An 18,950-nucleotide genomic window follows, 5' to 3' on the forward strand; every position below is an offset into this window, starting at 1 on the left:
GGGGCTGGTGGAGTTTTTGCGTGGGGAATTGGGGGTGGATGCGGGGGGATTTGCGTGAGTCCCCCCGGGGTTGTTTATTCGGGTTTGTTGATTTCGCGGAGCAGGTCGGCGGTGGGGATGTTCATGGTGTTTGAGTAGTAGCGTGGTTCGTATTCATATCCACATTTCCAAATCCTCAGACCAAAAAAACAGGCGCTCACGGGAGCGCCTGTTTTTCCTGGCTCATTACGGATGGCTCACCGTACCGGCGGCACCCGAATATCTCCCGCCCGACACTGCGTCTTCACCCCTTTGCCACACGCGCCGAACTGCAAATCCCTGTCCATGCACACCCGCACTTCCGACAGCTGCGGGCCGCTGCAAACCACCGCAATTCCGTCCTCGGGAATACCCGGATTGGCCTTGCGAAACAGACCGACAATTTCCTGCGCTTCGAAGTAGTACGACGTCGAGCCGAACGGCTGTAACGCCTGCGGAATCTTCACCGCGCCGAGGGCCTGATCGGACTTGTCCAGATAGCCCTCCGCGCCGAGACCGCTGCAGGTGCCGTGCTTGGCCCATTCGTGATCAAGGAGTTTTTTCGTCGGGTACATCGTCAGGCCCTTGCTGGTTTCTGCCGCCGATAGCCTGGTCAGCGGCGGGCAGGATTCTGGCCAGCCGCCTTTGGCGTATTGCGGCCACAAACCGTGCAGGACAAAACCATAACCCTTGCCGGTGCACTGCGCGTCGTCCTTGTGCGACAGACAAAAAGTCGGCGACCAGGACAGCGCCAGCAGGTAGTAGTCGAACACCCCCGCCACCGATTCCGCCTGCGCTTTGTTCGACTCCGGCTGACGCGCCGAACTCAGGCCGATGCTACCGGCCGTCAGCGCGATCAGCGCCAGAATTGTAAACAGCTTTTTCATTAACCCGTTCCTTGGGACGCCTGCGTCCGTGGTTTTCGTTGTTGGCCAGACCTGGCCAGTGCTGATTTCGACACGCTTGTATTGCAAGCGCATGACGCAAGGCAAGGCCCTGCGCCGTGCAAAGGTCTACGCTGAACAGGCAGACATCCAACAAGGGAACCGACATGAGTAAAGCAGACGAACTCGCCGCCAGACTCAAGCAGACACGGCATACCCAGGCTGATGCGGCGCTGGAAATCGATTGCTGGCCTGCTCAGGTGTACGACTTGTACCACCGCATTGAGGGCTGGCTGCAACCAGTCACCGAAGTAGGACTGAAGATTCGGCGCAATCCTACGCACGTTTGCGAAAGTTCGCCGGACGGCGAAAGCCACGACTACGCCATCGACCAGTTGGTGATCGAAGCGAACAATCACAGTCTGATTTTCGATCCGATTGCGCGGTTCACCGAGGACGGTTGCGGACGTGTCGAGATCAAGGTGCCGGGGCGCGATCAGTCGTTGCTGCGCACGGTTGACGAGCATGGCGAAAGCCATTGGTGGTTGCAGACTATCGAGACCGGCCAGGAGCTGGATGCGATCGCGCTGACGGAAAACAATCTGCTGCAGGTGGTGCAGCAAGGGTTGAACCTGTAAGCCGCCCGGGTTAACTGACAAAACTGTAATGTTTGCCTCAGCCAACTGAAAGCCGGGGCTGGCTAGTCTCTCTGTCATGAGCCAGACGGGGATTTCCAGCGCATGCCTTCCATTCTCACAAGACGCACTTTTGTCAAAGGCCTGGCCGCCGGTAGCTTGCTCGGTGGCCTCGGGCTCTGGCGGACACCGGTCTGGGCGCTGAACGGCGCCGCGCCCGTGAACGAACTGAGCGGTAACGAATTCGAGCTGTTCATCGGCGAAACCCCGGTCAATTTCACGGGTTCGGCACGCACAGCGATGACCATCAACGGCAGCCTGCCCGGCCCGCTGTTGCGCTGGCGCGAGGGCGATACCGTGACGCTGCGGGTGCGTAACCGGCTCACCGCCGACACCTCGATTCACTGGCACGGCATTCTGCTGCCGGCGAACATGGACGGCGTACCGGGTCTGAGTTTCCATGGCATCGAACCGGGCGGCGTGTACGTTTACCAGTTCAAGGTTCGGCAACACGGCACCTACTGGTATCACAGCCATTCCGGGTTACAGGAGCAGGCCGGCGTCTACGGGCCGCTGGTCATTGAGGCCAAGGAGCCGGAACCGTTCCAGTACGATCGCGACTACGTGGTGATGCTCAGCGACTGGACTGACGAAGACCCGGCCAGCCTGATGAAGACCCTGAAAAAACAGTCCGACTACTACAACTTCCACAAACGCACCGTTGGCGATTTTATCAACGATGTCGGTGAGAAAGGCTGGGGCGCCACGGTTGCCGATCGCACGATGTGGGCGCAAATGAACATGAATCCCACCGACATTGCCGACGTCAGTGGCGCCACGTACACCTTCTTGATCAACGGCCAGGCCCCCGATAGCAACTTCACCTGGCTGTTCCGTCCCGGCGAAAAACTGCGCCTGCGCCTGATCAACGGCTCGGCCATGACCTATTTCGATGTGCGCATTCCGGGATTGAAAATGACGGTGGTGGCTGCCGATGGCCTGCACGTCAAACCGGTCAGCGTCGATGAACTGCGCATCGCAGTGGCCGAGACCTATGACGTGATCGTTGAACCTGAAACCGAGGCCTATACCCTCTTCGCTCAAGCGATGGATCGCACTGGCTACGCCCGTGGCACTCTCGCCACACGCGCCGGCATGTCGGCAGCAGTGCCGACGCTGGATCCGCGTCCGTTGGTGAGCATGGACGACATGGGCATGGGCGGCATGGACCACGGCAGCATGGACATGAGCGCCATGGATCACTCCGCCATGGGCCCGATGCAAGCCCATCCCGACAGTGAAAACAACAATCCGCTGGTGGACATGCAGGCCATAATCACCGCGCCAAAGCTTGACGATCCGGGCCTCGGCCTGCGCAACAACGGCCGCCGAGTGCTGACCTACGCCGACCTGCGCAGCACCTTCGAAGACCCGGACGGCCGCGATCCGAGCCGCACGATAGAGCTGCACCTGACCGGCCACATGGAGAAATTCGCCTGGTCGTTCAACGGCATCAAATTCTCCGATGCCGAGCCTCTACGTCTGAAATACGGCGAGCGCATCCGCCTGGTGCTGGTCAACGACACCATGATGACCCACCCGATCCACCTGCACGGGATGTGGAGTGATCTGGAAGACGAAAACGGCAACTTTCAGGTACGCAAACACACCATCGACATGCCGCCCGGCAGCCGCCGCAGTTACCGCGTCACCGCCGACGCCCTCGGCCGCTGGGCCTATCACTGTCATCTGCTTTATCACATGGAAACGGGCATGTTCCGCGAAGTGCGGGTGGAAGAATGAAGAGGCCGATCATGACTCGACTCAGCGTGTTTTCGCTGCTGCTCGCCGGCACCTCTGCCATGGCCGCCGACGCCATGCACGGCATGGACCACAGCCAGATGCCCGGGATGGATCATTCGGCAATGCAAAGCATGGACGACGGCATGATGCAGCCCGCCGCGCCCAGCGAAAGCCGCACGCCGATTCCGCCCGTGACCGACGCCGACCGCGCTGCGGTGTTCACCAGCCCCGGCGGTCATCAGGTGCATGACAGCGTTATAAACAGCTACTTTCTTGCCGATAAACTCGAATGGCGGAACGCCGATGACGGCAGCGCTTTGGCCTGGGATCTGTCCGGCTGGATCGGCGGGGATACCGATCGGCTGTGGCTGCGCTCTGAAGGCGAGCGCAACAACGGCAAGACTGAAGACGCGGAAATTCAAGCGCTATGGGGCCACGCGATTTCACCATGGTGGGACGTGGTCGGCGGCGTGCGTCAGGACTTCAAACCCGGCGCACCGCAAACCTGGGCCGCGTTCGGCGTGCAAGGCATGGCGCTGTACAACTTCGAGGCCGAAGCCACGGCTTTCCTTGGCGAGGGCGGCCAGAGCGCGGTACGCCTGGAGGGCGACTACGACATCCTGCTGACCAATCGACTGATCCTGCAGCCGACCGCAGAACTCAACATCTACGGCAAAAACGATCCGCAGCGAGGCATCGGCTCAGGGTTGTCCAATACCGAGGCGGGCCTGCGGTTGCGTTATGAAATCCGCCGCGAATTCGCGCCTTATATCGGCGTGACGTGGAATCGCACTTACGGCAACACCGCCGACTACGCCCGCGAAGAAGACGAGGATCGCAGTGAGGCGCGCCTGGTCCTCGGGGTCAGGCTGTGGTTCTGAATTCTTCTACAAAAACAAACCGGAGACCTTGCATGCGCACATTGACCCTGCCCCTGATATTCGCCAGCGGATTGCTCCTGAGCACCCTCGCCCAGGCCCACCCGAAACTGCTTTCGTCAACGCCGGCCGAAGGCGCGGAAGGCGCCGCGCCGGGCAGGATCGAGCTGCATTTTTCCGAGAACCTGGTCACGCAGTTCTCCGGGGCCAAACTGGTAATGACCGAAATGGGTGGCATGGCTCACTCGCCGATGCCGATGAAAGCCAAAGTCAGCGCCAGCAGCGATCCGAAAACCATGCTGATCACCCCGCTCGCCCCGCTGCCTGCCGGCACCTATCAGGTGCAGTGGCGCGCGGTGTCCGCCGACACGCACCCGATCACCGGTAACGTCACGTTCAAAGTGAAGTGAACAATGGCGGACCCGCTCAACATCATCCTGCGGTTCGCCTTGTATGTGGATTTGCTGCTGTTGTTCGGGCTGGCGTTGTTTGGCTTGTACAGCTCCAACACGTTGCTACGGTTCCGTCGGTTATTGCGGGGCATGGCAGTGACAGGCGCATTGCTGTCAGTGGCCGGGCTGGTGCTGATGACCCGCGCCATGAGTGGCGAAACCCAGCTCGCGGCGTTATGGCCGCACCTGCAGATGATGCTGCTGGAAACGGACGTTGGCCTGGCGTGGGCGCTGCGGATGACAGCGCTGGCCATCGTGGTGATCCGGCCGAGTCTGTGGCCAGCGTCGTTGGCAGGCGCCATTGCCCTCGCTTCGCTGGCATGGAGCGGGCATGGCGCGATGGACGAAGGATGGCTGCGGTTCTGGCACGTTCTCAGCGACATCTTGCACTTGCTTGCGGCGGGAGCGTGGTTGGGTGCCTTGCTGGCGCTGGTGTTGATGGTGAGCGGGCGGATCGGTGATATACGCCTTCGCTTGATCGCCGATGCAGTGAAACGCTTCGAATGGGTGGGCACGTTGATCGTGCTGACGGTGTCGGTCACCGGAGTGATGAATTATCTCTTCATCGTCGGCCCAAGGCTCGACGGAGTGCTGTTCGGCACCTACGGGCAGCTGCTGACGATCAAGGTGCTAGCGTTTGCCGTGATGCTGGTGCTGGCTGCGTTGAACCGCTTTCATCTTGGACCGTCACTGCAACAATCGCTGCGCGACGGCCAGCACCTCATCGCCGCGAACGCGCTGCGGCGCAGTGTCGTAATGGAGTTGGCCCTTGCCCTGTTGATCGTGGCGCTGGTGGCGTGGCTCGGCACATTGAGTCCGGACCCGGGATGACACCCGTGGAAGGCTTTCACTACACTGGACCACCTTCCCTTTCAGAAGCCCGATCTCAATGACAACACTAAAAAGCACGATGATCCTCGGCGGCCTGCTGACCCTGGCGACTGGCGCTCACGCCGACCCCGCCACGTCCCACCTCGACAGCATTCAGCAACAAGGCCAGTTGCGCGTCTGCACCACCGGCGATTACAAGCCCTACACCTTCAAGCGCAGCGACGGCGACTTCGAAGGCATCGACATCAGCATGGCCCGCTCCCTGGCCGACAGCCTCGGCGTCAAGGTGCAATGGTTGCAGACCACCTGGAAAACCCTGATGCCCGACATGCAGGCCGGCAAATGCGACATCGGCATGGGCGGCATCTCGGTCACACTGGAACGGCAGAAAAAAGCCTACTTCAGCAACACCCTCGACACTGACGGCAAGATCCCGCTGGTGCGCTGCGCCGACCAGTCCAAATACCAGACCATCGACCAGATCAACCAGGCCAACGTGCGCCTGGTGGAACCTGCCGGCGGCACCAACGAAGCCTTCGTCCACGCCTTCCTGCCCAGAGCGCAACTGGCCCTGCACGACAACGTGACGATCTTCCAGCAACTGCTCGACAACAAAGCCGACGTGATGATCACCGACGCCTCGGAAGCGCTGTATCAGCAGAAACTCAAACCCGGTTTGTGCGCGGTGAATCCTCATCAATACATGCAATACGGCGAGAAGGCTTACTTGCTGCCGCGCGACGACATCAGCTGGAAACTGTATGTCGATCAGTGGCTGCATTTGAGCAAGGTCACTGGCAAGTATCAGCAGACGTTGAGTGAGTGGATTGCGGTGCCGCAGTAAGCCACTGAACCCGGCCACCGCGCGCGTTTAGGGAACGGTTCGCTCAATGCACGCGGTGTCGGGAATCTGAACGTGCTCAAACTGAATGCATTCCTGGCCGGCCTGCTGTTCGGCGTCGGTTGGGGGATAGCCGGCATCTGCCCCGGCCCGGCAGTGACCATCCTGTTGACGGGCCACTGGCAGGCAATGGTTTTCGTATTGGCGATGCTCGCAGGCATGGGGCTATTTACGCTGCTGGAAACCCGACGCAACCCGTGACCGCAGAACAACCGGCATTCAGGCGCATGGCACCGACGGCAGCCAGTGTCGGTGGGGGTCAATGTTTTGCATAAGAGCGCGGATTGGATGATCTCTCCAGCCACGCACTCGTCGAGATCTGCGCCAACGATTTGAACGAGGGCCTGGCGAACCAGTAGCCCTGCATCAGATAAATGCCGCAATCGGCGAGAAAGTCTCTTTCCTCGGCATTTTCTATGCCCTCGGCGATCACTTCCACGCCCAACTCTCTGCACATGTTCACCACGTTGCGCACGATGGTCTGGCGTACGCGGTCACGGTGAATATTGCGGATCAGCGCCATATCCAGCTTGATCAGGTCCGGTTGAAAATCCGCCAACAAGTTAAGGCCGGAATAGCCTGCGCCAAAGTCGTCGATCGCCGTCTTGAAACCAAACTCACGATACTCACGCAAGATATTCATCAAATGCTTTTTGCTTTCAACGTGCTCGCCTTCCACGGCTTCGAAGATCAGCCGCTCCAGCGGAAAGCCGTATGTGCGCGCCGCTTCCAATGTGCTGCGAATACACATCTCCGGCCGGTAAACGGCATTCGGCAGAAAGTTGATCGACAGGTACTGCGTCATGCCTAAGTCAGCCGCGGTGGAAATTGCCCGCACTCGACACAGTTGATCGAATCGGTAACGGTTCTGATCGTCCACCTGCTCCAGGACAGACAAGGCACCTTCACCGTTTACGCCGCGAACCAACGCTTCATGGGCAAACGTCGTTTGATCGCGCAGGTCCACAATGGGCTGGAAAGCGAAGGCGAAATCCATCTCTGGCACACCTTTGTTTCTACAGCCCTGGCAGCCACCGGGAGACGCGAATGATTTTGGAAAGTCGGTCATGACACCCCTGATAACGGGTTGTAACCTTCCATGGTGATAAATGATCAGTTGCAGGATTGCGTCATCTGCAAACCAGGCAACAACTGCAGCCCTGCGGCGCCTGAATATGCAAAGGCGCCGCGTGCTCGACGTTAAATGGTCAGGTGCGGAAATGCGCGGTCATTCGCTGCAGGTCCTGCCCCAGTGACGCCAACTCAATCGTCGCCGCCGCACTTTCTTCGCTGGCGACAGCCGACTCGTCAGCCACATCACGCACACTGACAATGCTGCGGTTGATTTCGTCGGCCACGGCACTTTGCTGCTCGGCGGCGGCCGAGATCTGCAGACTCATTTCCTGGATCGTACCGATGGACTGATTGATCTCGGTAATCGCCAATTCGGCCTTCTGCGCCAGTACCACCGTATCGAGGGTGCGCTCGCGGCTTGAGGTCATCAGCGTCGCGGCCGCTTGCGTGCCTTGTTGCAGGGTGACGATCAGCGCTTCGATTTCCTTGGTCGAGTCCTGCGTGCGCTGTGCCAGCGAGCGCACTTCGTCTGCCACCACAGCAAAACCACGACCCTGCTCACCCGCCCGCGCGGCTTCGATAGCGGCGTTCAACGCGAGCAGATTGGTCTGCTCGGCGACGGCTTTGATCACATCGATGACTTTGCCGATCTGCTCGCTGTCCTGAGTCAGCACGTTCATCGCACCGCCCAACTCTTCAATGGCCATGGCAAGTTCGCTGATCTGCAGCGTCGCCTGCTTGACCACCGTGCTGCCATGGCGCGCCTGCTGATCGGCGAGGGTCGCGGCAGCGGAGGCATCGGTGGTGTTACGCGCAACTTCCTGCACCGTCGAAGCCATTTCGTGCATCGCCGTGGCAACTTGATCCACTTCGCTTTTTTGCTGACGTACACCTGCGCTGGTCTGCTCGCTCATCGCCGAGAGCTTTTCCGCAGAAGTGGAAATCTGCGTGACGCCATTGCCGATACCTTGCACCAGCGTGTTCAGGTTCTGCGCCATCTCCTGCATCGCATTTTGCAGATCGCCCAACTCATCTTTGCGCGCAGACCTGGCCTGTACCGTCAGGTCGCCTTTGGCAATACGTCGTGCCAGATCAACCGTCAGCGCTAGCGGCGCAGTGATCTGACGCGAGATGACCACCGAAGCCAACAGCCCGATCACCAGCGCCAGCGCAGTCAATACCGCCATCTGAATAAAAGCCGAATGCTGATCCTCATGTGCAAGGCGCTGCTGGGTGTCCATCAGGCCACTCATGATCTTGTCCATCGCCTTGCTTTCCTGGTCGACCTGCTCGCGCATGTTCTGCTTCTGCTCAAACAGCCCGGCCACTTCCACCAGTACTTCGCGATAACGCCGCATGCCGGCGTGGGCTTCTTCCAGTTGGCTCGACAGCGCCGTCGGCAGGCTGGTGCGCGCCTTGCTGATATCACTCAAGAAGGTATCGATGGTTTCCATCAGCAGTTTTTTGTTCACGTCGTTGGGCACCGCGATGTAACGACGCAACATCAGGCGAAACGTGGTCATGCCATTGCGCAAGTCGGCCACCGTACGCAGCTCCCGAACGCGTTCACCATCGGCAGACGCCAGTGCACTGGTCGTGGTGCCTTCAAGCATGCCGGCAAAAGTTTGCGCGTACTTGTCCGACAGCGCCGTCAGCGGTTTCAGCGCATCGGTGGTCGACTGATCGGCAGCGATCAGCCGTTTGACCTTCTGGTCATAGGCAACAATCGTGGTTTGCAAAGCCTTCAGGGCTTGCTGGTTCTCAGCACGGGTCAAGGTGTCCAGCGCCTTGCCCACAAGGCCCTGCAAGACATTCAACTGAGCGTTATAGGACTCGGCGAAGGCTGCGTCAGCGGCGGCTTCGTATTGTTTCTCGGACAGACGCATATTTTGCGTAGCGTCATTCAACGTGCCGATCAGACGCGTCGTACTCAAGCGATCAACCAGCACGCTGTTGCTGTTATAGCCAATGAAGGCAACCGCCAAAACGGCCAGCAGAAGAATGCCGAAGCCGGTTCCCAGCTTGCGGGAAACTTTGATGTCACCGAGGAAATTCGATGCTACTGCCATATTCAGCCTCAAACGTCCTGACGCGAAACGCCAGGCACAAAAATTGATCTCCGGTAACCACAGTCACCGTCCAGACATTCAGGGGTCGTCATCCAGGGCGTAATACGGGACGCTCCAGCTGTCCCGGAAATGCAAATGCCGATGCTGTGGACGCGTCGAAAACAACCCGACGCGAGCACCGGCAGACAAACCTTTCACGTCGCAAACACAGCATCTGCACGCTGGATTTATCGTTTCAGCAAAGGTGTCTGGAGGGATGCTATTAATTTCGGGAAAACTTGTACAACTTTATATTTTTGTATAATCGTTGAACTTTTTGAGCGGCGTGATGACGCATTGCCATCATGATTTGTGGCAAATCGCTACTGGCGTGAAACGGGGTTGAAAATGCGGATTCAAATGCCTGGCCACGCAATCACTGCCTCGGAGGCGTCCGGTGTGTGGTGTGTGGGTGTGTGGTGGGCATGGGTACACGCAGATTGCCTTGAGGGCCATGCAGTGATGGTTTGGATTGCTTACCAGCTGACCCGGTTGAGGAAGCCGAAATCTGCGGTTGAGTCGGCGAGTCAGTTTGGCTAGATCTGCAAGCGTAAGCCGTCACCTTAAGGTGACGGCTTTTGTGTTCATTGAAAGGCTGTACCAATCCTTGATCGATCGGATGAATACCAGATTCCGGTGACTTTACCGGTAATGTCCTGGACTGCGACCTGACCCATAAAGCGGCTGTCGTTACTGCTGTCGCGGTTATCGCCGAGCAGATAAACATGATCTTTCTCGACCACCGTCTGCGGCGTTTGCAGATAACGAGGATCCTTCACGCGCTCTGGCGGTGCAAAGAACAGCCCCATGTTTTCGCCGTTGCGAATGACCTTACCGTCAACAATCGACAAGGTGTCGCCACCCACTGCTGCCACACGTTTGACCGCCTCCGTGCCGTTATAGCGATACACCACAATGTCGCCCACCTGCGGCGCGTCGATGCGCATGTTGGTGACGATATAGTCACCGATCGAAAGGGTCGGAACCATCGAGCCGGAGGGGATCAAGTAAGTCTTGAACCCTAGCGTCGGGCCTCGCAATGGACCGAAAAGAACCAGCGTAAAGATGACCAGCGCCACCACGTAAAGCACATGGAAACGGGTGCTGGGGCTGTTCACCGGACGGTCGTTTCTACGCACCGATATCGCAGCCGCCGTGGCCGAGCCGAGTTTCACCAGGACGATAAACGTAGCGAAGACATACAGGCCCAATGGCGTGGCAGGCACCCCGCAGACACCGAGTAAAATCACCCCCAGATAAAGCAAAGCGGCAACACGCACCGCCCACTTCACCTGACCGGCATACACCAGCCCCCAGCCGGCCACTAGGCACGACATCACAAATGCTTGCAGCGGCAACTTCGGCTTATCAGGAGTAGACATAAATTCTCTTCACGTAAATAGCTAACAATCAAGCGCCCGGCCTATTCAGCCAATAGGGCGCTACGGGCAATGCAGTGGGGGTTATTTAGCGGAAAAATAACCGGTCGTGCGCAATTGCAGGCTGTACACCCAGATACCAAACACCAGTGCATATTCTTTGAACATCGGCAGGGTAAGCAGATGCACAACCGAACCGCTGTTCATTTGCGACAGAGAGAAGGCAATACCCAGGATCAACGCCAGAACAAAGCACAGAGAACTGATCTTCTTTCTCGCCAGCAACAGCAAGCCGCCGACAAACATCAACAACGCCACCACGCAGACGTTAAGCAACATCAGGAACGAAATATCCCCTTCCCCGCTTACTGAAACCCGTCATGAGCCACCCACAGGCTGGCCTGAATCAACACGACAAAGCAATAAAAAACGGCCATGAAGACAACGGCGGGACGCGTGCACCAAGCTAGGGACGATGTAGCTTCCATGGTGCGGCGACTCCTGAGTACAGGCGCGGAATGCTACTAAACAGCCATCACCCTGTCCATTTCCCCGCCCGCCTCCCGGCTGCTTTGCTCAGCGCGAACAGCCCCCCGTGGCAAAAGCTAACCCGTTCGCCACAAAGGGGGCTGATTCACGCTTTCACCTCAACGTTATCCAACGCTTGATTCACCGCCAACTCCCCCAACATCACTAGCTGCGCAATGCCGAGCGCGGTTTTGCGGTGTGAGGGGTCAAGTGCTGCGGCGAAGTTGTTGAGCATTTCCGAGGCGGAACTGAGTTTCACTGGCATTGGCCAGCAGGGATGCCGAGTCGTATTTGGGGTTTGCGAAGTACACGCGCTCGGGCTCGTTGACGCTAGACATGATGCGGTCGGCGGGAAGGAGGTAGTGATCGAGCGCGCGCTCGGCGGCTTCGTGGATTTTTTTGGAGTTGAGGGGTTCGTAGGGGGCTGCGGGATCGGTTTCTGGTGGATTCGGTGTTGGTTTAAACATGGTGTAACTCCTGACGGATTAACGAAAAGGAGCCATCACTCTCGCTACCAAACGAAGGGTGGAGGCAATACGCAGGTTGGTAGACCGGTCGTCAGGAACCCCGGCGCATCCGAAGACGCCCCGCGCATGACCACCATAAAACGAAGACGAGAAACGTCATCGCAAGACAGTAGTCTTTTGCTTCTGACGGAGACGGGCTACCAAACCCGATCACTGTTTTCAGTGACCCGGAGACGATAGAACCCGCAGGCTAGACGCACAAGCCGGCGGATTCTGTCTTAGGTGTAGGGGGAGGCGCAAGACAAGGTAGGCTTCGGATAACTTTCACCAGTCAGATTTAAACAAGCGCCTGCGCAATCGTTTAAACGGATACTGAAGGACAAAAAACAGGCAGAAATACACTTCCTCCCATCAGGCCGAGCGCGTCGGAGCCCAGTTCAAACCACAAACAGCTCCTCGCAAGCCTTTGCCTGTTCGCAGACCTGATAAACTCTTGCGCCTTCGCCTTCTTGATCCAGATTCCTCACATGTCCCTACAACCCGTCACACTCTCCCGCCGCTTCTCCGTCGCCCCGATGATGGATTGGACGGACCGCCATTGCCGGTACTTCCTACGCCTCCTGTCGAAGAACGCCCTGCTCTACACCGAAATGGTCACCACTGGCGCGTTGCTCAACGGTGATCACGAACGTTTCCTGCGTCACAACGAAGCCGAGCACCCGCTGGCGTTGCAGCTCGGCGGTAGTGTTCCGCTCGATCTCGCTGCCTGCGCGCGCATGGCCCAGGAACACGGCTACGACGAGGTGAACCTCAACGTCGGCTGCCCGAGTGATCGTGTGCAAAACAACATGATCGGCGCGTGCCTGATGGGGCATCCGCAGTTGGTGGCCGATTGTGTGAAGGCGATGCGTGATGCGGTGTCGATTCCGGTGACGGTGAAGCACCGGATCGGCATTAACGGGCGCGACAGTTATGCCGAGCTGTGCGATTTCGTCGGCACTGTTCGCGATGCCGGCTGCACGAGTTTTACCGTGCATGCGCGGATTGCGATTCTGGAGGGGTTGTCGCCGAAGGAGAATCGCGACATTCCGCCGTTGCGCTATGACGTCGCGGCGCAGCTGAAGGCGGATTTTCCGGAGCTGGAGATTGTGCTGAATGGCGGGATCAAGACCATGGAGGCCTGCCATGAGCATTTGCAGACCTTCGACGGCGTGATGTTGGGGCGTGAGGCTTATCACAATCCGTATTTGCTGGCGGAGGTGGATCAGCAGTTATTTGGCAGTTCGGCGCCGGTGATCAGTCGGGCTGAGGCGTTGGCGCAGTTGCGGCCGTATATCGCCGAACATTTGCTGGCCGGTGGTGCGATGCATCACATCACGCGGCATGTGCTGGGCCTGGGCACCGGGTTCCCGGGGGCGCGCAAGTTTCGTCAGTTGTTGTCGGTGGATATTCACAAGGCCAAGGATCCGCTGGCGTTGCTGGATCAGGCGGCTGAGTTGCTTGAAGGGCGTTGATTGATGGTTTGGGTGTGCGGGCGACGCATGAGCGTTGCCCGGTGTTTTGATGTACTGACAGGATGTCTCTTGGTTATGCCCGCGTTTAAACGTGCTCTATTCAATCGCTTCACCCTCCTCGCTTTATGCTCGACGGCTTCCTCCAACATCTTCGCCGACTGCAATTTTGCGCGAGGGTGTGGTGAAGGGAGCGGTGGCCCTTTTGAATCAACGCAAATGTCCGGCTTTCTGGTGTTCACGGCGACGATGGTGTCGGTCGATGGAACCTCGGACGTATCCGGCCTCAAAAAACGTGTTTACTCGGCTGAGGAAATCGAAGCCGCGCGGTACTTCCTGGCCAGCGACGGCATGCTGCAAGCCGCGTATTTCACCTCGGCCTTGCAGCGCTTTCGTCAGGAGTCGTCGGATTCGACGTTAAACGATCTCGCCGTGGCGGCGTTGATCAGCGCGCAGTGATCAGGCAGCCGCTGCGGCGGTCCAGTTCACCCAGCCAAACAGCCACGTCGCCAGAATCAGCAAACCAAAACCGATCCGGTACCACGCGAACGCGGCATAGCTGTGGTTGGCGATAAATTTCAGCAGGCCACGCACGGCGATCATGGCGAAGATGAACGCGGTGACGAAGCCGAGGGCGAAGACTGGCAGGTCGTTGGGTTGGAACAGGTCGCGGTATTTGTAGCCGGAATAAACGGCGGCACCAACCATGGTCGGCATGGCGAGGAAGAACGAGAACTCGGTGGCGGCTTTGCGCGAAAGGCCGAAGAGCAGCCCGCCGATGATGGTCGAGCCGGAGCGCGAGGTGCCGGGAATCATCGCCAGGCATTGTACGAAACCGACCTTCAACGCGTGGGACCAGCGCATGTCGTCGACATGTTCGACGCTGACTACATGGCTGCGCTGTTCGGCCCACAACATGACGATGCCGCCAACAACCAGGGCCACCGCAACGGTGATCGGGTTGAACAGGTATTCATGAATCGCGTCGGCGAATAACACGCCGAGGATAACGGCAGGGAAAAACGCGATCAGCAGATTAAGGGTGAAACGTTGCGCGTTGCGCTCGGTGGGCAGGCCTTTGACGATTTCGAAGATCTTCGGACGAAACTCCCAGACCACAGCAAGAATGGCCCCCAGTTGAATAATGATGTTGAACGCCATCGCGCGTTCGCCGCCAAACTCGAGCAGGTCGGCGACAATAATCTGGTGGCCGGTACTTGAAATGGGCAAGAACTCGGTCAAGCCTTCTACCGCGCCTAATATCAACACCTGGAAAAGGGTCCAGAAATCCATTAATCCTCCGTCAGAGCACTCAGGGTGAGCGACCAGTCAATAACACTCAGGGGTTGAGTATCTGAGTTACACAATTGGCGCATATGAAGATCTAAAGATCGCAGCCTTCGGCAGCTCCTACATTTGGAATGCATTTCCATGTAGGAGCTGCCGAAGGCTGCGATCTTTTGATTTCGAAGAATAGGTCTAACGGACTGCCACACTCAAGTCATGTTAGTAATCGTCGGCCGACGAACTAAACGGAAAAAATTTACATCTATTACTACAAATATTTCAGTTCAGATATGAAGTGTGATCAACCTCACACATTGTTGACATGGCCAATCAATGGCAAAAGGACATAGACAAAGCCATCGCCACAAGCTCAAAATAGTGGCACCATTGCATATAGCCATCACTTACGCATTAGTTCACAAGCCCGAGAAAATCAACTAAAAGCCTGAAAAGCTTAGTTATTGTTAGAAAACTCGGGAGACACGTCTAAAATCCGCACAAATGTTACCAATTGTCAGTCACAGATGAGAACCGGTGCTTTAACATCCCGATGTCAGCACCTAATTCGAGTCAACGCATGATGCTCTCAGGGAACTTGGCGACGAGAAGTCCGCGCCCGACAAATGATGAATCCGGTGTTCTTGCTCTGGGTCGTACACTGGGTGTGGCTGATCATTTCAGATCGCTGATCGCAAAGCACGTGCAGCCCGATATGACTCTGGAAACAGGTGCTTTCACTAGTTCATATAAGCAGCACGGTTACATCGGTTCCTACCGCGCCATTTTCGTCATCATCGATAATCCACAAGCTATCGAAGAAAATCTGGCCCTGGTGCAGACCCTGCGCGATGACAACTTGAAGCCACTTATTTGCGCTGTCGTTACCGGCCGCGGTGCCGTCAACAAGATCAAATATTTCCTCGCCGGGGCGGATGCCTGTATCAAGCTCAACACATTGAGCGATGACAGCGAAGACTTGCTGGCGGAGTTCTTCAACAGCGAAGACTGGCAACGAGATATCAATCTCACGCTTGATCCGACGCGGATCTGCCTGATGGACAGTCGGCGCAAACTGGATATCTCTTTCGCCGAAATGAAGATCCTCGAGGCCTTTGCGCACACCGGCAATCACATTCTGAGTCATGATGAAATCGCCAGCATCATGGGCCTCAACGCCAATTTCTACGACCCTCGGGCACTGGAAAAATCAATCAGTCGCTTGCGTGGAAAAATCAAGGACATGTATGGTACAAACGCGATTCAGAGCATCCGCGGCTACGGCTATCGCCTGATGCGGGGCCTGATATCGACTGCCTGAGTCTCGGGCAGTCTTCCCTTTTGCATACGTACGAAGGATCGTCTGATGCAGCCATATCGTTTCAATTGCGCCTCATACTTATTAAAACTCAAGCACTTGAATGAGCACGGCATCACGCCACATAACAATAAAACTCCATAACATAGCAGCAGATCGAGTGGAATTTATCGATGGCCATTTTCGGCCAGAACCCTGCCTACGATTACTTCCGAGGAAGTCATTGCTCGCCTGCCGATTTATCTTTTAGCCAATTTTGGTGTGTATTTAGGAGAGAGACATGGAAACGAGTACAACCCTCCCCAGAAAATATTTTGTTGTTGTGACGCACAGCACAACGTCGCAACGTGAACTGGAAAGCATCTTGTCCAGTGAGCGTTTCAATTCGTTTGGCACGTCGCAGGCACAAATGTTTGTTGAAGGTGTTGCTTCGCCCTCTTCCGCCCCGATGGTCATGGAGTTCAGTTACCCAAGCCTCAGCCGAAAGAATGTTGCGCGCAGTATCGAACATGATACCCAACGCATACTGGCCACCCTTGAAAATGAATGGCGAGCTGCGCAAACAGACAATCCGTTTCAAAGCTTCCCGACCCGCAGTGCAGAACGCGCTCATATCTCCAATGTCTGCGAGAGCACTGAGCCTTGCAGCGACACCTGGCATCTTGACGATGAACAAGGCGTGTTGCTCAAGGACAATGTTGCGATCAGCCTGACTGGTTTGGAAACCGCTCTGGTCAGGAAAATGCTGAGCCATGAAGAGCGCGTGGTCAGTCGTGATGACTTGATCATCAGCATTGGTCGGGAACCCGAGCAATACCGTGGCCTGGAAATGTGCCTGAGCCGATTGCAGGATAAATTCAAGAGCGCAAGTAATGGCGAGCGATTGTTCCGAGCTGTAAGAAATCGCGGATATTGCCTGATCCAGGAAGTCGTCGCTTAATCACAAGCGACACACAAACCAAGACAAACAGATATAAAGTGCGACTACAACAACAAGAAGAGCACTCTGTTTGGTTTTCCCTCCCTGATTTAATAAAAGCTTCCCTGCCTCCACCCTTCAACAGTAACAAATACGCCCTCGCTTTTTCATCCCCCGCTCTACGACCTTTTCTAACAACCTTCTATTTAATTATTAAAAAGTTGGCATTGTGCCATCTTGTTAGAACTCGTCAGACACCATTCCCGGCAATAACTTAGTCTATTGGCTGACGACAGTTCGGCTCTCGATGTTGTTACCTCAAGACACTCGCTAAAACAAAAACAATAAGTCTGCATAACAACTCGGCTTTCAACTGTTGAAACCTGAATGGACGTCTTTTGGGGATATCGTATGGATCTTTCTCTCAGTATTAATCGAAGCACGGGCCTCAAGGGACTGACCTTTTGGGGCCAATGGGCGCTGGCACAGGCTTTCGTTGTGACGCTGCTGTTCATCCTCGCTGAACAGCACACCGGCACCGTCGCGTTCTACTACCGAATGTGCGCCACCCTCGCCGTCCTGGCGTCGGTGCCCGCTTACACATTCACGGGCGTTTACCGCAAACGCGACAACTACCTGACCGGCCTCGGCCGCTTGTTCATGGGCTGGTCGATGACCATGGCCGCGCTGGCGTGCATCGCGTTTGTCTGCCAGGCCGATGAGCTGTTTTCCCGTCAGGTGATTCTCAGCTGGGCGGTGTATGGCTTCCTCGGTCAGGCGTTCCTCTACGCGCCGCTGCATGCGTTTTCCAAGTACTACCAGCGTTCGCGTAAAAGCGAACACCGGACGTTGATCGTCGGTACTGGCGAATTGGCGTTGGGCCTGGCGAAAAAGCTCAGCCAACTGGAAAACCTGCCGCTGATCGGTCTGGTCAGCAACGGTGACAAACCGGTCCTCGCTTCCGACGCACCGCGTGTAGTAGGTGCTCAGGACGAGTTGCTCGAGCTGATCGAAGCCCACGACATTCGCCGCCTCTACATTACTCTGCCGCTGTGCGAAGCCGCGAAAATCGAAGCGATGTATGTCGACTTACTAGGGGCCAACGTCGATGTGGTGTGGGTGCCGGACTTGAACAGCCTGACCCTGCTCAATCATTCGGTGAAAGTCGTGGACGGCCTGCCGGCGATTTACCTCAACGAAAGCCCGCTGACCAGCCGCCCGACCGCTGCCCTGAGCAAGAGTCTGGTTGAGAAAACCGTGGCATTCCTGGCGATCATCGCGCTCAGTCCGCTGCTGTTGATCATCGCTCTGGCGGTGAAAATCAACTCGCCCGGCCCGGTATTTTTCAAGCAGGACCGCCATGGCTGGAACGGCAAGGTGATCAAGGTCTGGAAATTCCGCTCGATGCGTGTTCACGATGACCGTGAAGTGAAACAGGCCAGCCGTAATGACTCTCGCATCACCGCAGTAGGCCGTTTTATTCGCCGTACTTCGCTGGACGAGCTACCGCAGTTGTTCAACGTGTTGCAGGGGCACATGGCGCTGGTGGGGCCACGGCCGCATGCGGTGGCGCACAACAATTACTACTCGGGCAAGATCCTCGCTTACATGGCGCGTCACCGAATCAAACCGGGGATCACTGGCCTGGCACAGATCAGCGGCTGCCGGGGTGAGACCGACACCATCGACAAGATGCAGAAGCGTGTCGAGATCGACCTGCAGTACATCAACAGCTGGTCGTTGTGGCTGGATCTGAAGATCCTCGTTAAGACGCCGTTTACGTTGTTGTCGAAGGATATTTACTGAGGTTCAGCGCTTCAGATCACAAGGGGACGAAAGTCCCCTTTTTTGTGGGCGGGGTTTGGGTAACCGGTATTGCTCAACCACACAGGATCATTGTGGGAGCTGGCTTGCCAGCGATAGCGTTAGCCCAGGCAATGGAGTTGTGATTGAGCGGCCC

At 57.0% G+C, this 18,950-nt stretch carries 17 protein-coding genes and 2 pseudogenes; 12 read left to right on the forward strand and 7 right to left on the reverse strand.

Going from position 1 to position 18,950, the window contains the following annotated elements:
• Positions 1-236: 236 nt before the first annotated feature.
• The gene (locus D8U60_RS03085; RefSeq protein WP_130899443.1) at positions 237-905 is read right to left on the reverse strand and encodes a ribonuclease T2; all 669 of its coding nucleotides are present in this window, start codon (positions 903-905) and stop codon (positions 237-239) included.
• A 164-nt stretch (positions 906-1,069) separates the two neighbouring features.
• On the opposite strand from D8U60_RS03085, the gene D8U60_RS03090 reads away from it, so the two are divergent.
• From D8U60_RS03090 to D8U60_RS03120, 7 genes and pseudogenes are all read left to right on the forward strand, one after another.
• Complete coding sequence (locus tag D8U60_RS03090; RefSeq protein ID WP_038861918.1) at positions 1,070-1,540, forward strand: hypothetical protein; 471 nt, start codon at positions 1,070-1,072, stop codon at positions 1,538-1,540.
• A 102-nt stretch (positions 1,541-1,642) separates the two neighbouring features.
• On the forward strand, positions 1,643-3,340 hold the full coding sequence (locus tag D8U60_RS03095; RefSeq protein WP_130899444.1) for a copper resistance system multicopper oxidase: 1,698 nt from the start codon (positions 1,643-1,645) through the stop codon (positions 3,338-3,340).
• 11 nt (positions 3,341-3,351) lie between these two features.
• Positions 3,352-4,221: a copper resistance protein B gene (locus D8U60_RS03100; RefSeq protein WP_130899445.1), complete on the forward strand. Its 870-nt coding sequence runs from the start codon at positions 3,352-3,354 to the stop codon at positions 4,219-4,221.
• A 32-nt stretch (positions 4,222-4,253) separates the two neighbouring features.
• Positions 4,254-4,628, forward strand: a complete 375-nt coding sequence (copC, locus tag D8U60_RS03105; RefSeq protein WP_056791417.1) for a copper homeostasis periplasmic binding protein CopC — start codon at positions 4,254-4,256, stop codon at positions 4,626-4,628.
• A 3-nt stretch (positions 4,629-4,631) separates the two neighbouring features.
• The gene (gene copD, locus D8U60_RS03110) at positions 4,632-5,501 is read left to right on the forward strand and encodes a copper homeostasis membrane protein CopD (RefSeq protein ID WP_130899446.1); all 870 of its coding nucleotides are present in this window, start codon (positions 4,632-4,634) and stop codon (positions 5,499-5,501) included.
• A gap of 58 nt (positions 5,502-5,559) precedes the next feature.
• On the forward strand, positions 5,560-6,345 hold the full coding sequence (locus D8U60_RS03115; protein WP_130899447.1) for a transporter substrate-binding domain-containing protein: 786 nt from the start codon (positions 5,560-5,562) through the stop codon (positions 6,343-6,345).
• A gap of 102 nt (positions 6,346-6,447) precedes the next feature.
• A pseudogene (locus D8U60_RS03120) lies at positions 6,448-6,603 on the forward strand (DUF6691 family protein); the annotation flags it as partial.
• Positions 6,604-6,661: 58 nt separating this feature from the next.
• Here the strand turns inward: D8U60_RS03120 and D8U60_RS03125 are convergent.
• The 5 genes and pseudogenes from D8U60_RS03125 to D8U60_RS03150 all read right to left on the reverse strand — a co-directional run bounded on the left by D8U60_RS03125 (position 6,662) and on the right by D8U60_RS03150 (position 11,958).
• Complete coding sequence (locus tag D8U60_RS03125; protein ID WP_130899448.1) at positions 6,662-7,471, reverse strand: EAL domain-containing protein; 810 nt, start codon at positions 7,469-7,471, stop codon at positions 6,662-6,664.
• A gap of 139 nt (positions 7,472-7,610) precedes the next feature.
• The gene (locus tag D8U60_RS03130) at positions 7,611-9,545 is read right to left on the reverse strand and encodes a methyl-accepting chemotaxis protein (protein WP_130899449.1); all 1,935 of its coding nucleotides are present in this window, start codon (positions 9,543-9,545) and stop codon (positions 7,611-7,613) included.
• A gap of 623 nt (positions 9,546-10,168) precedes the next feature.
• A complete protein-coding gene (lepB, locus tag D8U60_RS03140; RefSeq protein ID WP_122603762.1) occupies positions 10,169-10,966 on the reverse strand; it encodes a signal peptidase I in 798 nt (265 codons plus the stop codon).
• A gap of 81 nt (positions 10,967-11,047) precedes the next feature.
• Complete coding sequence (locus D8U60_RS27805; RefSeq protein ID WP_236249071.1) at positions 11,048-11,302, reverse strand: hypothetical protein; 255 nt, start codon at positions 11,300-11,302, stop codon at positions 11,048-11,050.
• A 295-nt stretch (positions 11,303-11,597) separates the two neighbouring features.
• A pseudogene (locus D8U60_RS03150) lies at positions 11,598-11,958 on the reverse strand (hypothetical protein).
• Positions 11,959-12,485: 527 nt separating this feature from the next.
• Here D8U60_RS03150 and dusA point away from each other — a divergent pair.
• Both dusA and D8U60_RS03160 read left to right on the forward strand, forming a co-directional pair.
• Positions 12,486-13,472 (forward strand): tRNA dihydrouridine(20/20a) synthase DusA, encoded by a 987-nt coding sequence (dusA, locus tag D8U60_RS03155; RefSeq protein ID WP_122880625.1) that lies wholly within the window; start codon positions 12,486-12,488, stop codon positions 13,470-13,472.
• Positions 13,473-13,547: 75 nt separating this feature from the next.
• Positions 13,548-13,928: a DUF2388 domain-containing protein gene (locus tag D8U60_RS03160; RefSeq protein WP_130887509.1), complete on the forward strand. Its 381-nt coding sequence runs from the start codon at positions 13,548-13,550 to the stop codon at positions 13,926-13,928.
• Here D8U60_RS03160 and D8U60_RS03165 read toward each other — a convergent pair whose 3' ends face one another.
• Complete coding sequence (locus D8U60_RS03165) at positions 13,929-14,762, reverse strand: undecaprenyl-diphosphate phosphatase (RefSeq protein WP_016775449.1); 834 nt, start codon at positions 14,760-14,762, stop codon at positions 13,929-13,931.
• A gap of 571 nt (positions 14,763-15,333) precedes the next feature.
• Here D8U60_RS03165 and D8U60_RS03170 point away from each other — a divergent pair.
• The 3 genes from D8U60_RS03170 to D8U60_RS03180 all read left to right on the forward strand — a co-directional run bounded on the left by D8U60_RS03170 (position 15,334) and on the right by D8U60_RS03180 (position 18,796).
• The gene (locus D8U60_RS03170) at positions 15,334-16,074 is read left to right on the forward strand and encodes a winged helix-turn-helix domain-containing protein (protein ID WP_122699469.1); all 741 of its coding nucleotides are present in this window, start codon (positions 15,334-15,336) and stop codon (positions 16,072-16,074) included.
• A gap of 277 nt (positions 16,075-16,351) precedes the next feature.
• The gene (locus D8U60_RS03175) at positions 16,352-17,011 is read left to right on the forward strand and encodes a helix-turn-helix domain-containing protein (RefSeq protein WP_122699470.1); all 660 of its coding nucleotides are present in this window, start codon (positions 16,352-16,354) and stop codon (positions 17,009-17,011) included.
• 390 nt (positions 17,012-17,401) lie between these two features.
• The gene (locus D8U60_RS03180) at positions 17,402-18,796 is read left to right on the forward strand and encodes an undecaprenyl-phosphate glucose phosphotransferase (RefSeq protein WP_122880626.1); all 1,395 of its coding nucleotides are present in this window, start codon (positions 17,402-17,404) and stop codon (positions 18,794-18,796) included.
• The last annotated feature ends 154 nt before the right edge of the window (positions 18,797-18,950 follow it).

This window comes from Pseudomonas sp. Sample_11, assembly GCF_004307505.1.
Taxonomy (GTDB): Bacteria; Pseudomonadota; Gammaproteobacteria; order Pseudomonadales; family Pseudomonadaceae; genus Aquipseudomonas; species Aquipseudomonas atacamensis.

Bases quoted from the DNA above. Each gene is read 5' to 3' on its own strand.
- D8U60_RS03085 (WP_130899443.1), bottom strand. From the start codon at position 905: ATGAAAAAGCTGTTTACAATTCTGGCGCTGATCGCGCTGACGGCCGGT.
- D8U60_RS03090 (WP_038861918.1), top strand. From the start codon at position 1,070: ATGAGTAAAGCAGACGAACTCGCCGCCAGACTCAAGCAGACACGGCAT.
- D8U60_RS03095 (WP_130899444.1), top strand. From the start codon at position 1,643: ATGCCTTCCATTCTCACAAGACGCACTTTTGTCAAAGGCCTGGCCGCC.
- D8U60_RS03100 (WP_130899445.1), top strand. From the start codon at position 3,352: ATGACTCGACTCAGCGTGTTTTCGCTGCTGCTCGCCGGCACCTCTGCC.
- copC (WP_056791417.1), top strand. From the start codon at position 4,254: ATGCGCACATTGACCCTGCCCCTGATATTCGCCAGCGGATTGCTCCTG.
- copD (WP_130899446.1), top strand. From the start codon at position 4,632: ATGGCGGACCCGCTCAACATCATCCTGCGGTTCGCCTTGTATGTGGAT.
- D8U60_RS03115 (WP_130899447.1), top strand. From the start codon at position 5,560: ATGACAACACTAAAAAGCACGATGATCCTCGGCGGCCTGCTGACCCTG.
- D8U60_RS03125 (WP_130899448.1), bottom strand. From the start codon at position 7,471: ATGACCGACTTTCCAAAATCATTCGCGTCTCCCGGTGGCTGCCAGGGC.
- D8U60_RS03130 (WP_130899449.1), bottom strand. From the start codon at position 9,545: ATGGCAGTAGCATCGAATTTCCTCGGTGACATCAAAGTTTCCCGCAAG.
- lepB (WP_122603762.1), bottom strand. From the start codon at position 10,966: ATGTCTACTCCTGATAAGCCGAAGTTGCCGCTGCAAGCATTTGTGATG.
- D8U60_RS27805 (WP_236249071.1), bottom strand. From the start codon at position 11,302: ATGTTGCTTAACGTCTGCGTGGTGGCGTTGTTGATGTTTGTCGGCGGC.
- dusA (WP_122880625.1), top strand. From the start codon at position 12,486: ATGTCCCTACAACCCGTCACACTCTCCCGCCGCTTCTCCGTCGCCCCG.
- D8U60_RS03160 (WP_130887509.1), top strand. From the start codon at position 13,548: ATGCCCGCGTTTAAACGTGCTCTATTCAATCGCTTCACCCTCCTCGCT.
- D8U60_RS03165 (WP_016775449.1), bottom strand. From the start codon at position 14,762: ATGGATTTCTGGACCCTTTTCCAGGTGTTGATATTAGGCGCGGTAGAA.
- D8U60_RS03170 (WP_122699469.1), top strand. From the start codon at position 15,334: ATGATGCTCTCAGGGAACTTGGCGACGAGAAGTCCGCGCCCGACAAAT.
- D8U60_RS03175 (WP_122699470.1), top strand. From the start codon at position 16,352: ATGGAAACGAGTACAACCCTCCCCAGAAAATATTTTGTTGTTGTGACG.
- D8U60_RS03180 (WP_122880626.1), top strand. From the start codon at position 17,402: ATGGATCTTTCTCTCAGTATTAATCGAAGCACGGGCCTCAAGGGACTG.